This is a genomic window from Neiella litorisoli, assembly GCF_014773395.1.
GTDB classification, from domain to species: domain Bacteria; phylum Pseudomonadota; class Gammaproteobacteria; order Enterobacterales; family Neiellaceae; genus Neiella; species Neiella litorisoli.
Window position 1 is genome coordinate 83,972 of record NZ_JACXAF010000005.1, and the last position, 16,481, is coordinate 100,452.

At 50.5% G+C, this 16,481-nt stretch carries 16 protein-coding genes; 9 read left to right on the plus strand and 7 right to left on the minus strand.

Annotated elements, in window-relative coordinates; all coding sequences use genetic code 11:
• Positions 1-40: 40 nt before the first annotated feature.
• From IC617_RS05080 to ettA, 4 genes are all read right to left on the minus strand, one after another.
• Positions 41-2,200 (minus strand): hypothetical protein, encoded by a 2,160-nt coding sequence (locus tag IC617_RS05080; RefSeq protein WP_191143900.1) that lies wholly within the window; start codon positions 2,198-2,200, stop codon positions 41-43.
• Between the two features lie 210 nt (positions 2,201-2,410).
• On the minus strand, positions 2,411-3,178 hold the full coding sequence (locus IC617_RS05085) for a CPBP family intramembrane glutamic endopeptidase (protein ID WP_191143901.1): 768 nt from the start codon (positions 3,176-3,178) through the stop codon (positions 2,411-2,413).
• A gap of 136 nt (positions 3,179-3,314) precedes the next feature.
• The gene (locus IC617_RS05090) at positions 3,315-3,683 is read right to left on the minus strand and encodes a PilZ domain-containing protein (RefSeq protein ID WP_191143902.1); all 369 of its coding nucleotides are present in this window, start codon (positions 3,681-3,683) and stop codon (positions 3,315-3,317) included.
• Positions 3,684-3,801: 118 nt separating this feature from the next.
• Positions 3,802-5,469 carry an energy-dependent translational throttle protein EttA gene (gene ettA / locus IC617_RS05095; RefSeq protein WP_191143903.1) on the minus strand — a complete coding sequence of 556 codons (1,668 nt, stop codon included), beginning with the start codon at positions 5,467-5,469 and terminating at the stop codon, positions 3,802-3,804.
• A 309-nt stretch (positions 5,470-5,778) separates the two neighbouring features.
• Here ettA and glyA point away from each other — a divergent pair, with 309 nt between their 5' ends.
• From glyA to IC617_RS05140, 9 genes are all read left to right on the plus strand, one after another.
• Positions 5,779-7,032 (plus strand): serine hydroxymethyltransferase, encoded by a 1,254-nt coding sequence (gene glyA / locus IC617_RS05100; RefSeq protein WP_191143904.1) that lies wholly within the window; start codon positions 5,779-5,781, stop codon positions 7,030-7,032.
• A 73-nt stretch (positions 7,033-7,105) separates the two neighbouring features.
• A complete protein-coding gene (nrdR, locus tag IC617_RS05105; protein ID WP_191143905.1) occupies positions 7,106-7,555 on the plus strand; it encodes a transcriptional regulator NrdR in 450 nt (149 codons plus the stop codon).
• Positions 7,556-7,557: 2 nt separating this feature from the next.
• Positions 7,558-8,682, plus strand: a complete 1,125-nt coding sequence (gene ribD, locus IC617_RS05110; RefSeq protein ID WP_191143906.1) for a bifunctional diaminohydroxyphosphoribosylaminopyrimidine deaminase/5-amino-6-(5-phosphoribosylamino)uracil reductase RibD — start codon at positions 7,558-7,560, stop codon at positions 8,680-8,682.
• An 8-nt stretch (positions 8,683-8,690) separates the two neighbouring features.
• Positions 8,691-9,347: a riboflavin synthase gene (locus IC617_RS05115; RefSeq protein ID WP_191143907.1), complete on the plus strand. Its 657-nt coding sequence runs from the start codon at positions 8,691-8,693 to the stop codon at positions 9,345-9,347.
• Positions 9,348-9,408: 61 nt separating this feature from the next.
• Entirely contained in the window at positions 9,409-10,518 is a 1,110-nt protein-coding gene (gene ribBA, locus IC617_RS05120; RefSeq protein WP_191143908.1) for a bifunctional 3,4-dihydroxy-2-butanone-4-phosphate synthase/GTP cyclohydrolase II, read from the plus strand.
• Positions 10,519-10,771: 253 nt separating this feature from the next.
• Entirely contained in the window at positions 10,772-11,239 is a 468-nt protein-coding gene (ribH, locus tag IC617_RS05125; protein ID WP_087504995.1) for a 6,7-dimethyl-8-ribityllumazine synthase, read from the plus strand.
• A 13-nt stretch (positions 11,240-11,252) separates the two neighbouring features.
• Entirely contained in the window at positions 11,253-11,654 is a 402-nt protein-coding gene (gene nusB, locus IC617_RS05130) for a transcription antitermination factor NusB (RefSeq protein ID WP_191143909.1), read from the plus strand.
• Positions 11,655-11,689: 35 nt separating this feature from the next.
• Positions 11,690-12,664 (plus strand): thiamine-phosphate kinase, encoded by a 975-nt coding sequence (gene thiL, locus IC617_RS05135; RefSeq protein ID WP_191143910.1) that lies wholly within the window; start codon positions 11,690-11,692, stop codon positions 12,662-12,664.
• The gene (locus tag IC617_RS05140; protein ID WP_191143911.1) at positions 12,661-13,155 is read left to right on the plus strand and encodes a phosphatidylglycerophosphatase A family protein; all 495 of its coding nucleotides are present in this window, start codon (positions 12,661-12,663) and stop codon (positions 13,153-13,155) included. The genes thiL and IC617_RS05140 overlap by 4 nt, the downstream gene beginning before the upstream one ends.
• A 79-nt stretch (positions 13,156-13,234) precedes the next feature.
• Here IC617_RS05140 and dxs read toward each other — a convergent pair whose 3' ends face one another.
• From dxs to xseB, 3 genes are read right to left on the minus strand one after another with little or no spacing between them, the layout of a single operon-like run.
• On the minus strand, positions 13,235-15,106 hold the full coding sequence (gene dxs, locus IC617_RS05145; protein ID WP_191143912.1) for a 1-deoxy-D-xylulose-5-phosphate synthase: 1,872 nt from the start codon (positions 15,104-15,106) through the stop codon (positions 13,235-13,237).
• Between the two features lie 42 nt (positions 15,107-15,148).
• Positions 15,149-16,048, minus strand: coding sequence for a (2E,6E)-farnesyl diphosphate synthase (gene ispA / locus IC617_RS05150; protein WP_369410364.1), 900 nt, complete (start codon positions 16,046-16,048; stop codon positions 15,149-15,151).
• Positions 16,045-16,287, minus strand: a complete 243-nt coding sequence (xseB, locus tag IC617_RS05155; RefSeq protein ID WP_191143913.1) for an exodeoxyribonuclease VII small subunit — start codon at positions 16,285-16,287, stop codon at positions 16,045-16,047. The genes ispA and xseB overlap by 4 nt, the downstream gene beginning before the upstream one ends.
• Positions 16,288-16,481 lie beyond the last annotated feature (194 nt).

The following is a 16,481-nucleotide window of genomic DNA, read 5'->3' on the forward strand; positions in this document are numbered from 1 at the left end:
CTGCTTTTTTGCTACTGATCATAGTGTCTAGATATGGTGTCTACAGTAGTTCTGTTGGCTTGTTATCACTAAGTGACAGTATTTTGGTCCGACTGATACGGTGACGATAGATTTCACGCAAGTAACGGATTGTCTTCTTAATGTTCTCTGAAGATAACCGAATGTCGTTAATTGACTGGAATTTATTGTCGTCTCGAATCAGCTCTCGATATTTCTTCTCGTACATGGGTTTGATGGCAAACCAGTTGGTATCGAGGATTTTGGCTGGACTTTCAAACTGATTGACCAGCGATTCAATCTTTTCTTCATCAAAAGTTTCGGCTTTGATGAGCTCGATAATTGCCTGATCTAACGTGCTGTCGTAGCGATACTTGTCCTTAGCGAAGCAGCGCTTGATGTAAGACACAATCAGGGTAATGAAGTCATCACTCAAGCACGGGCTTTTCGCTACTAGGGTGGTCAGCGATAGATTGGCCGAAGTCCCAATGACCAACGCATAGCGTTTCAATGTGGTGTTCGGGAATAAGGCATTGAGGTGGCTCTTCAGCCGGTTCAGCGCCACGTAGGACAGTTTGTAATCTTTTGGTAGCGATACGATTGACACCACTGACGAACAGTTTTTGAAAAAGTGTAGGTTGTTCAGCGCATTGGCGTCGTAACTGCCGCTTTTATACTTGGCCAGCGCATCTCGGTAGCGAGCCGATTCAATGGGTAACAGGCTAATGCCTTCGATGGCTTGGGTGTCTTTGTTAAAGTGAGGCAATTCAATCGAACGATAGAATAAATCGTCGATATCAATGCCATTGTGCTTGTCACCAAACAGAGCTTCTTTCGATTGCGGTACCACGCTTTCGGCATACGCCACTGCGACAGGGCCAGCCAAACTCATGAACAAATCGTTGGCATCTAAACGGATGGTCTCACCAATATCAATACCAGCGCGACGGAAGTAATTTTCATCGTAATCCGTGGTAACTGCTTGGGCAGTTAGAATGTTGAAGATCTGCTGCGAAATGTACTGGTTGGCGTACTTCTCCATGGAGTTGACGTCTATTTCTTCTGCCTTAGCGTCGTCAGTTTCTTCGGCATAACGCATGATGTCATTGGAGATCAGCATCATCGCATTCCATGGCCGAATGCGTTGCATCACGCTCGCTTCGCTTTCTGCTTCGTCATCGTAGTTGTAGGAAAAGTCCCATTCTTCCGATAAATATTTACAGAGCAGGCGACCAGCGTTGATGTGCAGTGCTTCTGAGACACTCACTTGTTGATTGGTGATGTTTGGCAGAATACAAATGCCGCTGGTGAAAATTGGTTCAAATACAAACGAGCGATGACGATCGTCATCAAGCGCTTCATTGGGGCGCACTTCAAATGTTTTGCGCATGTAGGCGTATTGCTGGGCCAGACCAAATTCCGATGCCATGCCCGAGCCGGTCCCGCCGCCAGCACTGAATATGTAGAAATACAAACGGCTTTGGTTGGCTTTAATGCCGCAAGAATCAATCAAATATGAGTGAATGAATTTCCAATCGGGGTTGCTGAATTTTTCGGTATCTTTATTGAGGATGATTTTGGCCAAGTACTGGCCAAGAATTGGCGCGTTACCGGCGCCGCCAGCATGGACCTCGGACAGATCCATGATTTTCATTTTGGTGTAATTTTCGAGAAAACGGCCATCTTCGGTTTGTGACGAATAGCGAATGCGGCCGGCGATGTCTTTGTCTAGATCGCCGAGCATCACAATTGGCTCGATGAGAAAAATAGGTTTTAGCGCATTGGTGGCATTTAAGTGCAAGCTGCGGCGGATCCAGCGCAGTGGTCGGCCGTCTTTCTCCAACCGCTGCTTCTCCATATTCTTGAACTCATTCAAATAATAAGAGCGAGCTCGATAAACTAGGGTGGCCACTTCCAATGCGATATTTGAACCACAGCGTCCCAAGCCGATGAGGCAGACCGAAGGAAAGCTATGGTTGGCAGGGATTCGCTCTTGTTCAGAGCCGACCTGTGGGTAAACATCATCACGCAGTGTGTCCAAGTTGGACAGGATCTTCTCCAGTTCTCGTTCAGTGAAGAAGTTGTAATTTGTTGGCGCAGGCGCAGGAACCATTTCATCGGCAATAATGACCGTTGGCTCTTTCTCAGGTTTGTTTTCAACTTGAGGCGTTGGCGTTTTTGCTTTGGTACGGTTGGAGGTCATCGCTACTCCCTCTTTACTGTCAAATATCAGACCCGCACCGATGGTTCCCTTACCGGGTGTGTTGAGCGTACAACCAGTTCGCGCAGTGCTGGTGTGTCCATTATTGGTACAACTAACTCGATAACTATAGCAGGGCGCTAGAAGTCAGTAGATGTTTACAGATCTCAGATTTCAGATCTTTCATAGAGCATTAACCGTGAGTACTCAGAGTTAACTTGTAGAGTCGATGAACAGCATCAGCGTGCTCATGCAATTAAGCGCCATGTGGGCAGCAATGGCATAGCTTATGTTGTTGTAGCGCTGTCGGAGCATGCCGAGCAGCAAGCCAACTACAGCAATGAAAGCGAAGGTATACCAAGACTGATATTGGGCGTGGATCAAGGTAAACAGTATTGTGGTGATAAGCAGCGGCCCATGTTGGCCGCCGACTCGGGCATCCAGCAAGCGACCGAAAAGCCAACCGCGAAATACAAATTCTTCAACAACCGGTACCACCAAGCAAATCGTCACCATGAGCAGGACAATGTTGGCCGGAGAACTCAATCCAGCTTGCAATGTTTCCATAAATGGCTCTGGTGGCAGTGCAAAGAGTTGGCTCAACACTGAAAAGCTCACAAATAGCAGCAGCATGGCGCCAATGGCTTTTATCATTGGCAAACGCGCCACATGACCAACACGATAATAGCGCAGCGCATCTTGCCAACTGCTGCCTGCCGTGGCGCTCTTTAATAAGGGTAAAGTCAGCAATGATGCACCGAGCATCATGATTAAGCTCAGTGGCGGGCTGTTAATGAGTTGGTCAAACGCGGCTGGCTCCATATCCGTGGTCATGCCTGTTTGAAAGCCAGCGTAGATGCCAACTGCCATGCCGGCGATGATGCCGGGGACAAATAACAACGCAATGAGCCAAACGGCGATTTTCAGGAGTTCGTTCTTGGAACGCTGGGGTAGATCTTCCTTGATGATAGCTTCAGTCATGTCAATTCCTTTTGATATGAGAGGATGAGGGTTCAGTTTTAAGCTAGCACGAATTTCAATTTTTGCCCGTCGTCTTTTGTTAGGCATAAAAAAACGCCGGACCAAGCCGACGTTTGCAGACCATAATTTTAATCCATTAACTCACTTGCAGAAGTTGCTCTAAGTCCCGTTGGAGTAGGGCATCGTTGCCGATATTGAGTTCGATGGTGCGGCGCAATTCACTCATGGTATCAATATCGACAGTGTCGATTTGCATTGCGAAGTTACCCGCCGAGGCTCTCACAACGTGTGCTTTGAAGTTCATCGGGCTGTCAGATTCAGGGTTGTGTATTTCAACATCAACCTTTTCATCAACCGGAAGCTGCATGGTGTCGCTATGCAATAAAAGGCCTTTGAACGATAAATCAATCAACACCGCGGGTGTTCTGACTTCACCGACGACCACCTCTACCGGCCAATCAAGGACAATACGAAAAAACTTGCGACGTTCATCTTGAGTTGTCATTTCAAAGCCTTAGTTCAAATCTGCAAATCTAAATATAAATCCGGATGGATGGGCCGCCTACCATTTAGAGCCCGAACCGTGACTCCGGTTCAATGCTCAGCAAACGGCCGCGACCGATTTATTTGTGAATACGCTTGTATTTTAAGCGGTGTGGCTCAGTGGCACTTTGACCTAGCGTATCACTTAACCAAGCTTCGTAATCAGTATAGTTGCCCTCATAGAAGTTGACTTGGCCTTCATCGCGATAATCAAGGATATGGGTCGCTACGCGGTCGAGGAACCAACGGTCGTGCGAGATCACCATGGCGCAGCCTGGGAATTCCAGCAGTGCTTCTTCCAGTGCACGCAAGGTTTCAACGTCCAGATCATTGGTTGGCTCATCGAGCAACAACAAGTTGCCGCCAGCTTTAAGCAGTTTTGCTAGGTGTACTCGGTTGCGTTCACCACCGGAGAGTTCACCAATACGTTTTTGCTGATCGCTGCCCTTAAAGTTAAAGCGCGATACATAGGCCCGAGCGTTGATCTCAAAGTTACCAATGGTGAGGATTTCTTCACCTTCGGAGATTTCCTGATACACCGTGTTTTTATCGTCCATGCTGTCGCGGAACTGGTCTACCGAGGCCAAACTCACGGTTTCGCCTAAGGTGACAGAACCAGAATCAGGCTGCTCGGTACCGCTAATCATCTTGAACAGAGTCGATTTACCCGCACCGTTAGGGCCGATAATGCCGACGATCGCACCTTTGGGTACCGAAAAGGACAAATTGTCGATAAGAACGCGCTCGCCAAAGCTCTTGGTGAGGTTTTCCACTTCAACCACTTTGTCACCCAAGCGTGGTCCAGGTGGAATGAACAGCTCATTAGTTTCGTTGCGTTTTTGGTGATCCGAGCTTTGTAGTTCTTCAAAACGAGCCATCCGCGCCTTGCTTTTCGCTTGGCGGCCTTTTGGATTTGAGCGAACCCACTCCAATTCTTTTTCGATGGTTTTCTGACGTGCTTTTTCTTGCGCTGCTTCTTCTTTCAAACGGGCATCTTTTTGCTCCAGCCAGCTGGAGTAGTTGCCTTCCCACGGAATACCGTGGCCGCGGTCAAGTTCGAGGATCCAACCGGCTGCGTTATCAAGGAAATAACGGTCGTGGGTAATTGCAACAACGGTGCCGTTGTAATCAACTAAGAAGCGCTCTAGCCAAGCAACAGATTCGGCGTCGAGGTGGTTGGTTGGCTCGTCGAGCAGCAGCATGTCTGGTTTTTCCAGCAGCAAACGGCAGATCGCCACACGGCGACGTTCACCACCAGAAAGGTGTTTAATCTGGGCATCCCACTCGGGCAAGCGCAGGGCATCTGCGGCACGTTCCAATTGATTCTCGAGATTGTGGCCATCGTGAGAATTGATAATGGCTTCGAGCTTGCCTTGCTCTTTAGCGAGCGCATCGAAATCGGCATCGGGCTCGGCGTAGGCGGCGTAAACCTGATCCAATTTGGCCATGGCGTCTTTTACGTCAGAAACCGCTTCTTCGACTGCTTCGCGGACGGTTTGCTCTTCGTCCAGTTTCGGCTCCTGCGGCAGGTAACCGACTTTGATGTCAGGCATCGGCCGCGCTTCACCGTCAATGTCGGTATCAATACCGGCCATAATGCGCAGCAGGGTCGATTTACCGGCACCGTTTAAACCGAGAACGCCAATTTTGGCGCCGGGGAAGAAACTCAAAGAAATGTTTTTCAGGATTTCACGCTTGGGTGGCACGATTTTGCTCACCCGGTTCATGGTATAGACGTATTGAGCCATGGGATCTTCGAATCTTTTTTGAGATGGAAATTGGCGCAGATTGTAGCCCATAGCAAACTGCCTTTGTAGGTATCTCGCTCAACAATTGCAGTGAATCATGGTTGCCGAAGGCGCTGCCCAAACAACGAAACCGTCTCGCCGCAACAAGGTGGCGCCGCGGTTTGATTGGGCTCTGCAAATAAACTGATCCAAACAGTCGAACAAAAGGTAGGCATATTCAGCGATTGCAGGTAGAATACGCGCCCTAAATTTTTGCTTTTTATGCTTTGTGTGAGCCCTTTGCTCACGCCTTTGTCAGTGGGAGTGACCATGTTAGAACGCAATATGAACATTGCTGATTTCGACCCAGAATTGTGGGAGTCCATGCAGCAGGAAGTGAAACGTCAGGAAGATCACATCGAGTTGATCGCTTCTGAGAACTACTGCAGCCCTCGTGTACTAGAAGCGCAAGGCTCTCAGCTGACCAACAAATATGCTGAAGGTTACCCAGGCAAGCGCTACTACGGCGGTTGTGAGTACGTTGATGTTTCTGAGCAACTGGCTATCGACCGTGCTAAGCAGCTGTTTGGTGCTGATTATGCCAATGTCCAGCCACACTCTGGCTCACAAGCCAATGCGGCAGTGTTCCAAGCATTGCTGAAAGGTGGCGATAAAGTACTGGGCATGAGCTTGGCCCACGGTGGTCACTTAACGCACGGTTCACACGTTAACTTCTCTGGTAAGTTGTACGAAGCGGTGCAATACGGCATTGATGAAAATGGCGTCATCGATTACGAAGAAATCGAGCGTTTGGCCGTTGAGCACAAGCCAAAAATGATCATCGGCGGCTTCTCTGCCTACTCAGGTATTCTCGACTGGGCTAAGTTCCGCGAAATCGCAGACAAAGTTGGCGCGTACCTGTTCGTTGATATGGCACACGTTGCTGGCTTAATTGCTGCAGGTTTGTATCCAAACCCACTGCCACATGCCCACGTTGTAACTACCACAACTCACAAAACGCTGGCTGGTCCTCGCGGCGGTTTGATCTTGTCTGCTTGTGGCGATGACGACATCTACAAGAAACTGAACAGCGCGGTTTTCCCTGGCGGTCAGGGTGGTCCTCTGTGTCACGTGATTGCTGCCAAAGCCGTTGCTTTCAAAGAAGCGCTGCAGCCTGAGTTCAAAACTTATCAAGCACAAGTATTGGAAAACGCCAAAGCAATGGCTGCTGTGTTCATCGAGCGCGGCTTCAACATTGTTTCTGGTGGTACTGACAACCACTTGTTCTTGGTTGACCTGATTGAGAAAGACATCACTGGTAAAGATGCCGATGCTGCTTTGGGCCGCGCCAACATCACCGTGAATAAAAACTCGGTACCAAACGATCCTCGCTCACCATTCGTGACCAGTGGTCTACGCGTTGGTACGCCAGCAATCACTCGCCGCGGTTTCCGTGCCGATGAAGCACGTTTATTAGCCGGCTGGATGTGCGATGTGATCGATAATCTCGAAGACGAGGCGGTAATTGCTGCAACTCGTGATAAAGTCGTTGAACTGTGTCGTAAATTCCCTGTTTACGCCTAATTCGGCTTAAATGAGTAAACGGAATAAAGGGCTGGCACTTGCTGGCCCTTTTGTTTTGTAAAGGACCCACAATATGCATTGCCCATTCTGTAATCAGACCGATACCAAGGTGATTGATTCACGTTTGGTGTCCAACGGTTATCAAGTTCGCCGCCGGCGCGAATGCACAGCTTGTCATGAACGTTTTACTACCTTTGAAGGCGCTGAGCTGGTGATGCCGAGGCTGGTTAAACGCGATGGTTCACGCGAACCATTTAATGAAGATAAGCTGCGCTCGGGGATTCAGCGGGCATTGGAAAAGCGGCCGGTTAGCACCGAGCAAACCGAGCAAATCCTCAGCGATATCATGTCAAATTTGCGCGCTACCGGTGAGCGAGAAGTGCCCAGTGAAATGGTTGGTCAGCAAGTCATGGAAGCGTTAAAAAACGTTGATAAAGTGGCCTATATCCGCTTTGCTTCGGTGTACTTTTCTTTTGAAGACTTGGATGACTTCGCTCAGGCCATTGCCAAACTGGAACGTTAAACATGAATATGCCTGCTACTGATCAAGGATGGATTACTCACGCTATCGTGCTGGCCGAGCAAGGTTGGTACACCACCACGCCAAACCCGAGAGTCGGCTGCGTGATTGTCAAAGATGGCGTGATTGTTGGGGAAGGTGCCCACCTTAAAGCCGGACAACCGCATGCCGAGATTTATGCCTTGCAAGCTGCAGGCGAACAAGCCCAAGGTGCCACTGCCTATGTCACCTTAGAGCCATGCTCCCACACGGGCCGCACTGGGCCTTGCGCACAAGCGTTGATTGACGCAGGTATCAAGCGCGTGGTGATCGGCATGACCGATCCCAATCCGCAAGTTTCTGGCCGCGGTATTGCTATGCTGAAAGCCGCCGGTATTGAGGTTGAGGCCGATGTCGCCAAAGCCGAATGTGAGATGCTCAATCCTGGCTTTATCAAACGAATGTCAACCGGAACGCCGCGCATTACGCTAAAAATGGCCGCTTCGCTTGATGGTCGAACCGCCTTAGCCAACGGCGTTAGTCAGTGGATCACCTCGGATGTTGCGCGCGCCGATGTCCATCGGTTCCGAGCGGAGAGCTGCGCAGTTTTGTCATCGGCAGAATCAGTGATCGTCGATAAAGCACAAATGAATGTCCGGCCCGAACAATTTGGCATGACGGCAGCTGATTTTGGCAGCCCAGAAGCCAGCGATGGCATGCGCCAACCAGACCGTGTGATCTTAGATGGTCGCTGCCGCTTGACCGGCGAAGAACCAATTTTTAATGATCCCGAAAGTCTGGTGTTAGTATTGCCACCCAAAGCGAAGCCTCCTGTGGCTGGCGTTCGCACGTTGCATTTAGATTACGGCGTCACTGGCTTTGATTTACCGTCATTGCTGGCCGCTTTGGGTCAGTGTGAATACAATGATGTCTGGGTTGAAACTGGCGCGGCATTAGCCGGCGCATTTGTGTCTGAAAAACTGGTCGATCGAATGGTGGTGTACATGGCACCTAAACTGATGGGCCACCATAGCCGCGGTATGCTCGGCTTGCCAATGATGACCACCATGGATGATGTGCTTGAGCTTGAGTGGCAGTCCATTGATACCATCGGTCCTGATCTACGGCTTATTGCCAAATTTTCTAAGTAAAGGTTGTTGTGTTTACAGGAATTATTGAATCTGTTGGCCATGTCAAAGGGTTACTAAAATCCGGCTCTGATATGGTCCTGACCATTGCCGTTGGCAAACTCGACATGAGCGATGTCCAGCTGGGCGATAGCATTGCGGTCAATGGCGTTTGTTTGACCGTCACGCAATTTGATAGCGGCAGCTTCAGCGCTGATGTTTCGGTTGAATCGCTTAGTCGCACGGCGCTTGCTGGTTTGCAAATCGGCTGGTCAGTCAATCTTGAAAAAGCGGTGACACCCACAACCCGCCTTGGCGGTCACTTAGTCAGTGGCCACGTTGACGGCACCGCGCGACTGTTGTCTGCCGAGCAGCAAGGTTCGGCTTGGCAATATTGGTTTCAAGCCCCTGCCGAACTGGCCAAGTACATTGCCGAAAAAGGTTCGGTGACCATTGATGGCATTAGCCTGACCATTAACGAGGTTGATGGCGCTAAGTTTCGCCTGACCATTATTCCCCATACTCGTGCCGAAACCACTTTGATTGAACGAACCGCAGGTGATCTGGTTAATTTGGAAGTGGATCTAATTGCGCGTTATTTAGAACGTTTGATGACGGCATCGAGCGAACAGTCGCCGCACGACGGGGTGACAATGGCTCTGCTGGCTAAATCTGGTTTTATGAAATAAGTAACGGCCGCAACCTAAGCGACTAAACTGGCAACACATCTGATAGTTCAGAGGTACTAACATGAAATTTTCTCCGGCTGCTGAAATCATCGAAGAAATTCGACAAAAGCGCATGGTGATTTTGGTTGACGATGAAGATCGTGAAAACGAAGGCGATTTAATTATTGCTGCCGAGGCCGTCACACCTGAGGCGATTAACTTTATGGCCACCTATGGCCGTGGCCTGATCTGTCTGACGCTGACAAAAGAACGCTGCATCCAGCTGAATTTGCCACTGATGGTGGATTCCAATACCGCGCAATTTTCCACCAACTTTACCGTGTCGATTGAAGCGGCCGAAGGGGTAACCACAGGCATATCCGCGGCCGATCGTGCGCGCACTGTGCAGGCGGCGGTGGCAAAAGATGCCAAAGCTGCTGATTTGGTTCAGCCTGGCCATATATTTCCGCTAATGGCACAAGATGGCGGCGTGCTGACCCGTGCAGGTCACACCGAAGCGGGCTGCGACTTAGCTCGTATCGCCGGCTTTGAAGCGGCAGCGGTGATTGTGGAGATCCTCAATGATGATGGCAGCATGGCTCGACGCGACGATCTGCTTAAGTTCTCCGCTAAGCATGGCGTCAAAATCGGCACCATTGCAGAGCTGATTGAATATCGCAACTTGAATGAGACCACCATTGAAAAAGTTGCTCAGTGCAAATTGCCAACGGAGTTTGGTGAGTTTGAATTGCACACCTTCCGTGACACCATTGATAACCAACTGCATTACGCCATGCAAATGGGCGAGATCAGCGAAGATTCACCAACCATGGTTCGAGTTCATTTGCAGAATTTGCTAAATGATGTGCTACATACGGATCGGGCTTCGGATCGCAGTTGGGATCTGCCGCGGGCACTCGGACGGATCGCCGCTGAAGGTGGCGTGCTGGTGGTGCTGGGGCGCGAAGAAAGTAATGAAGAAATTCTCGCCAAACTGAAAAACTTCGAGCTTGAAGATAATGGTGAACGTCCGCCGGCCGCCAAATGGCAAGGGACATCTCGCCGCGTTGGCGTCGGCAGCCAGATTCTCGCGGAGCTGGGCGTCAAGAAAATGCGCTTGCTCAGTTCGCCCAAGCGCTACCACGCGCTGTCTGGCTTCGGTCTTGAAGTGGTTGAATATATTTCGGATTAATTGGTTCCCTCGGTACGAGGGGCTGCTTGGTTGTTGGCCGCGCGCTTTCGCCCTAATCTCGTCGTCTGTCGATGTTCATGGGGTCTAACTGGCTCGCCGCCTACAAGCACCTCCAACTACTTTGGGTACACACATTTAACATGCGATATAGCAATTAAGAAAGGTATAGCCGGTCGTTCGGCTGTGCTATGATTCGGCCAGAATTTTAGCCGATGCGCTGATCATGCAAGAATTAACGTAAGTGAGCACATACATGAAGGTAATTGAAGGCGGTTTGGTCGCCCCAAATGCACACATCACCATTGTGGTAAGCCGTTTTAACAGCTTTATTGTTGAGAGCCTAGTTGAAGGCGCACTCGACACGCTAAAGCGTGTCGGTCAGGTCAGTGATGACAACATCACCATTGTTCGCGTCCCGGGCGCTTATGAATTACCGGTTGCGGCGCAGCGGGTGGCGAAAAAAGGCGGTACCGATGCCATTATCGCATTGGGTGCGGTGATCCGTGGCGGCACTCCGCACTTTGATTTCGTCGCTGGCGAGAGTAACAAAGGTCTGGCGCAAGTGTCGCTGCAATACGATATTCCGGTCGCGTTTGGCGTCTTGACCACTGATACCATCGAGCAAGCCATTGAGCGTGCGGGCACTAAAGCCGGTAACAAAGGCGGTGAAGCCGCAATGGGCGCGCTGGAAATGGTTAACGTACTCGCTGAAATTGGCTAATTAGGAGCTCGACTTGAATCCCAAAGCTCGCCGTAAGGCACGTGAATTAGCCGTTCAAGCCATCTATAGCTGGCAGTTGAGCGGCGATCCAATGGCTGAAGTGGAAGTCCACTTTATGACGGATCAAGACATGGATGGCGCTGACATTGAGTATTTCCGCGAATTACTCAGTGGTGTTGCCAGTCAAGTAAAAAGCTTGGATGCACGTTTATCGGCGTTAACGTCTCGACCACTCGATGAGGTTGATCAAATCGACAAAGCGATTTTGCGATTGGCGGCCTATGAATTGTCGGCTCGCCAGACACCATACAAGGTCGTGATTAACGAAGCCATTGAACTGGCTAAGGTGTTTGCCAGCGACGATAGCCACAAGTTCGTCAATGGTGTGCTCGATCAAATGGCGCCTCGCGCTTAATCGAGTGTGCACTCTCTTCTGCTAAGGGAACTGCTGTGAACGAGTTTGACCTCATTCAGCAGTTCTTTTCTAAAGCCCATTCTAAACGCGCTGATGTCGTCCTCGGCATTGGCGATGATTGTGCGTTACTGCAACCCAAGTCCGGCTATCAAATTGCCATTACCACCGACACTATGGTTGATGGTGTTCATTTCGATGATCGCCTTAATGCTGCCGATTTAGCTCACAAGCTGGTCGCGGTAAACCTGTCTGACTTAGCCGCCATGGGCGCCGAACCTTGCTGGGTGAGCCTCGCGCTAACCTTGCCAAGCAGTGATACAAACTGGCTAGCGGAGTTTGCTACTATGCTGGCCAATCGCTTGCAGCATTATGGTGTTAGCCTGATCGGCGGTGATACCACTCGTGGTCCGTTAACCTTGAGCTTGACTGCTCAAGGGCAGTTACCGGCCGGTTCGGCGATGACCCGTTGTGGCGCCAAAGCGGGTGACTTGATACTTGTCTCTGGCTCGTTGGGCGATGCTGCATTGGCGCTTCAGCAAGAGAAGATAGCGTCCTTGCCTGTGGCTGATATTGCCGCGTTGGAGCGGCGCTTGTTTCGCCCCATACCTCGAATCGAATTGGGGTTGGCGATTCGTCAGTTCGCAACCTCCTGTGTTGATATTTCGGATGGTTTGTCGGCTGATCTGGGGCATATTCTGGCGCGCTCAAGTCGCGCTTCTGGTCATGCGCTGGGGGCTACCATTAATACCGATCAATTGCCCGTTTCTGCCGCCGCCATGCTTGCTCTCGGTGCAAAGCAAGCGGCGTTAAATGCACTCAAAGGCGGTGATGATTACGAGCTTTGCTTTACCGTCTCGCCAGACTTGTTGCAGCAGGTATTGGCGGCTGCCGAGCAAAGCAATACCCCAGTCACCGTGATTGGCGAGATTAATCAGACGGGTAAACTAACGATTCAGTATCAACAGCAACACGTTGATTGGCGGGCACAAGGATACTTGCATTTCTCATGACTGACTCAGCAAACAATTCAGCAAAACCTAAGTTACAACCGCGCAATTTAACCCACTGGGCTGCTGTTGGTTTTGGCAGTGGACTCGCTCCTAAGGCGCCAGGGACCTTTGGCTCACTGGCGGCAATTCCACTGGTGATGTTGATGATGCAACTGCCACTATGGGGTTATCTCGCAGTGACAGTGCTGGCTTGTGTGATTGGTAATTACCTGTGTGGCCGTACCGCCGATGATTTCGGTTACCACGACCATCCTGCCATTGTCTGGGATGAGTTTGCCGGCATGATGGTGACTTTTATTGCTATTCCATTGAGCTGGCAGAATCTATTGCTTGGTTTTGTCCTGTTCCGCTTTTTCGACATCATCAAGCCATGGCCTATTCGCTGGCTTGACCGCCACGTTCACGGCGGTTTCGGCATTATGGTTGACGATCTATTGGCCGGCGCCATGGCGTGGCTTGGCTTGATGTTATTGCAAGGTTATGTGCACTAATTAGAGCCAGTCATTTCAGCCAAAAGCAGCGCTTGGGCGCTGCTTTTTTGGATTTTGCAATTGCTGGTTGCCAAGAAGCTTAGCTTTGGCAATAACGGCGAATCCTTTGCTCGATACCGGCTGCATCAAGTCCCAGCTCTGCCAGAATTTCTTCCTGGCTGCCGTGCTTAATAAACTGATCAGGTAAGCCCAGTTGTAGCACCGGCTTGGCAACTTTGTTGGCCATCAATAGTTCGACGACTGCCGAGCCTGCGCCGCCCATAATGGCTTGGTCTTCAACCGTGACTAACACATCGTGACTTTGGCCTAATTCAATAATGCGCTGCTCATCCAACGGCTTGGCAAAGCGCATGTCGATAAGGGTGGCATCAAGGCTGTCTGCGGCAGCTTTACACTCGTGAAGTAATGGCCCAAAGGCCAGAATCGCGACTTTGGAGGCGCTGCTTTGACGAACCGTTTTGGACTGGCCAATAGCAATGGCCTGCATCGGTTCGGCGAGTGATACGCCAGTGCCTTTGCCGCGGGGGTAACGAACGGCAGCGGGTTTATCGAGTTGATAACCGGTGTAGAGCATGTTTCGGCATTCGGCTTCATCCGATGGCACCATGATTACCATGGTTGGAATGCAACGGAGGAAGCTGATATCGAACGCACCTTGGTGGGTAGGGCCATCAGAACCGACTACGCCAGCGCGGTCAATGGCAAACAATACCGGTAAATCTTGGATCGCGACATCGTGAATGACTTGATCATAGCCACGCTGGAGGAAGGTCGAATAGATTGCTACCACCACTTTGCTGCCTTCACAGGCCAGACCGGCGGCTAGGGTCACCGCGTGCTGCTCCGCAATGGCTACATCAATGTATTGTTGCGGGAACTGCTTGGAAAATTTCACCATGCCGGAGCCTTCACGCATGGCTGGGGTAATGGCCATCAGGTTTGGATCTTGAGTGGCGACTTCACAGAGCCAGTCGCCAAATACCTGTGAGTAGGTTGGCACGCCAGGTTTGCTGCTTGGTAACGCAGTCGTGCTGGGATCAAATTTCGGCACCGCGTGATAGCCAATTGGGTCTTTCTCGGCAGGCTCGTAGCCTTTACCCTTAACGGTTTTGATGTGCAGCAATTGAGGCCCTTTCAGGTGACGCATGTTGTGCAGCGTTTCAACCAAGGTTTCAATATCGTGGCCGTCAATGGGGCCAATGTAGTTGAAGCCCAGCTCTTCAAAGAAAGTGCCCGGAACCACCATACCTTTGAGGTGTTCTTCGGTGCGGCGAGCCAATTCTTTAATTGGTGGCAAGCCGGACAAGACTTTTTTACCGCCTTCGCGAATGCTGGAATAGAAACTGCCCGAAAGTAATCGAGCAAAGTGGTTATTCAAGGCGCCGACGTTTTCGCTAATCGACATTTCATTGTCGTTGAGGATCACCAGCATGTTGGGGTGAACATCGCCGGCGTGATTTAACGCTTCAAACGCCATGCCAGCGGTCATCGCACCGTCACCGATGATCGATACCACTTGTTGTTCGCTACCCTGATGTTTAAACGCCATCGCCATGCCCAAGGCGGCACTAATGGTGGTGCTGGAATGGCCAACATTAAAGTGATCATAGGGGCTTTCTTGGCGCCAAGGAAACGGATGCAAGCCGTCTTTTTGCTTAATGGTGTGCAAGCGGTCGCGGCGACCAGTTAAAATTTTGTGTGGATAGGCTTGATGACCAACGTCCCACAGCAACCGATCATCCGGCGTGTTGTAGACGTAATGCAGCGCAACGGTTAATTCCACCGTTCCCAGACCAGAAGCCAGATGACCACTGCTGCGACTAACTGATGCCAGCAGATACTGACGCAACTCCCGACACACTTGGGGCAATTGATCCTGAGATAACAGCCGTAAATCGTCAGGGCTGTTAATTTTCATCAACAGGGGGTAGTCAGCAGGTTGTATGGTCATGGGCAGTTACGTAGCTTTGTTGTTGTAATAATTGGTTTGCCGTTAATGGTCGCGAGAGACGATGTAACGAGCAAATGCTTCAAGTTGAGCACTATTGTATGGCAAAGTTTGCAAGGCGTGTAGCGCCGATTGTAACAAGCTGTCAGCTTTTTGGCGCGCGCCAGATAATCCGAGCAATGCTGGGTAGGTCGATTTATTGGCCGCTTGGTCTGAACCTTGGGGTTTGCCCAAGGTTTCGGTGTCCGAGGTGACGTCGAGAATGTCGTCTTGGACCTGAAACGCGAGGCCAATATCGCTGGCGAATTGCAGCAAGAGTTCGGTTTGTTGCTGAGGCAATTGGCCGACAATCGCGGCCATTTCAACCGCACATCTCAGTAACGCGCCAGTTTTGGCGGTGTGAATTTGTTCAAGCCGTTCCAGCGTGACTGGTTGATCGGTTGCCGCTAAATCCATGCCCTGGCCACCGCACATACCGAGGTAACCACTGGCACGCGATAAACTTTGGATTAGCCGGATCTGGATAGCAGCGGTTAATGGTGAATCAGCGCGACTCAGTAACTCAAAGGCAAGGGTTTGCAAGGCATCGCCAGCTAATACTGCGGTTGCCTCATCAAAGGCGACATGGCAGGTCGGCTGGCCGCGACGCAACTCATCGTCGTCCATGGCGGGTAAATCATCATGAATTAACGAATAAGCATGAACACATTCAATGGCGGCAGCGACTGGATCAACGTGGTCGAGTGGCACATTGAGCATATGGGCGGTGGCATAAACCAGAAATGGTCTAGCGCGTTTGCCGCCAAGCAGCAAACCATGCCCCATCGCTGCCTTTAGCTTGGTGTCTTGAGCAGGCAGCTGGTCAATCACTTGGCTCAGGTATTGGTTAATGCGCTGTTGGTAGTGGCGTTGAATCTCGGCCAAATCAGCAAAATCTGCTATCACGAACCTTGCTCTTCAAATGGGCTCAGCGGAGCTTGATCGTCCTGGCTTAGTAAAATTTTGACTTGCTGCTCGGCTTGATCAAGTTTGTCGCGGGTCGTGCGAGCCAATGCAATGCCCCGCTCAAAGCGCTTTAGCGCTTGCTCTAACGGGATGTCACCAGACTCCAGTTCGACCACCACTTGCTCTAGTTCAGACATGGCTTCGTCAAAGCTCAGATTTTCCGGTTTTTTCACAGCCATTGCTTACTCCTTCACAATATCGCGCAAAGGTATCGCAGCAGTGCCGCTGAATCAATCTGAATGCACAATATTGTGCCAAAATTAGGGCCATAACTTGCGTCAGTGGGAGTATGCATTTATAACCGTAATCTGCCACAATGAGAGCAAGAACCAACTGAATGCAAACAAAAATCACGTCGGTAAAGGAGTAGTTA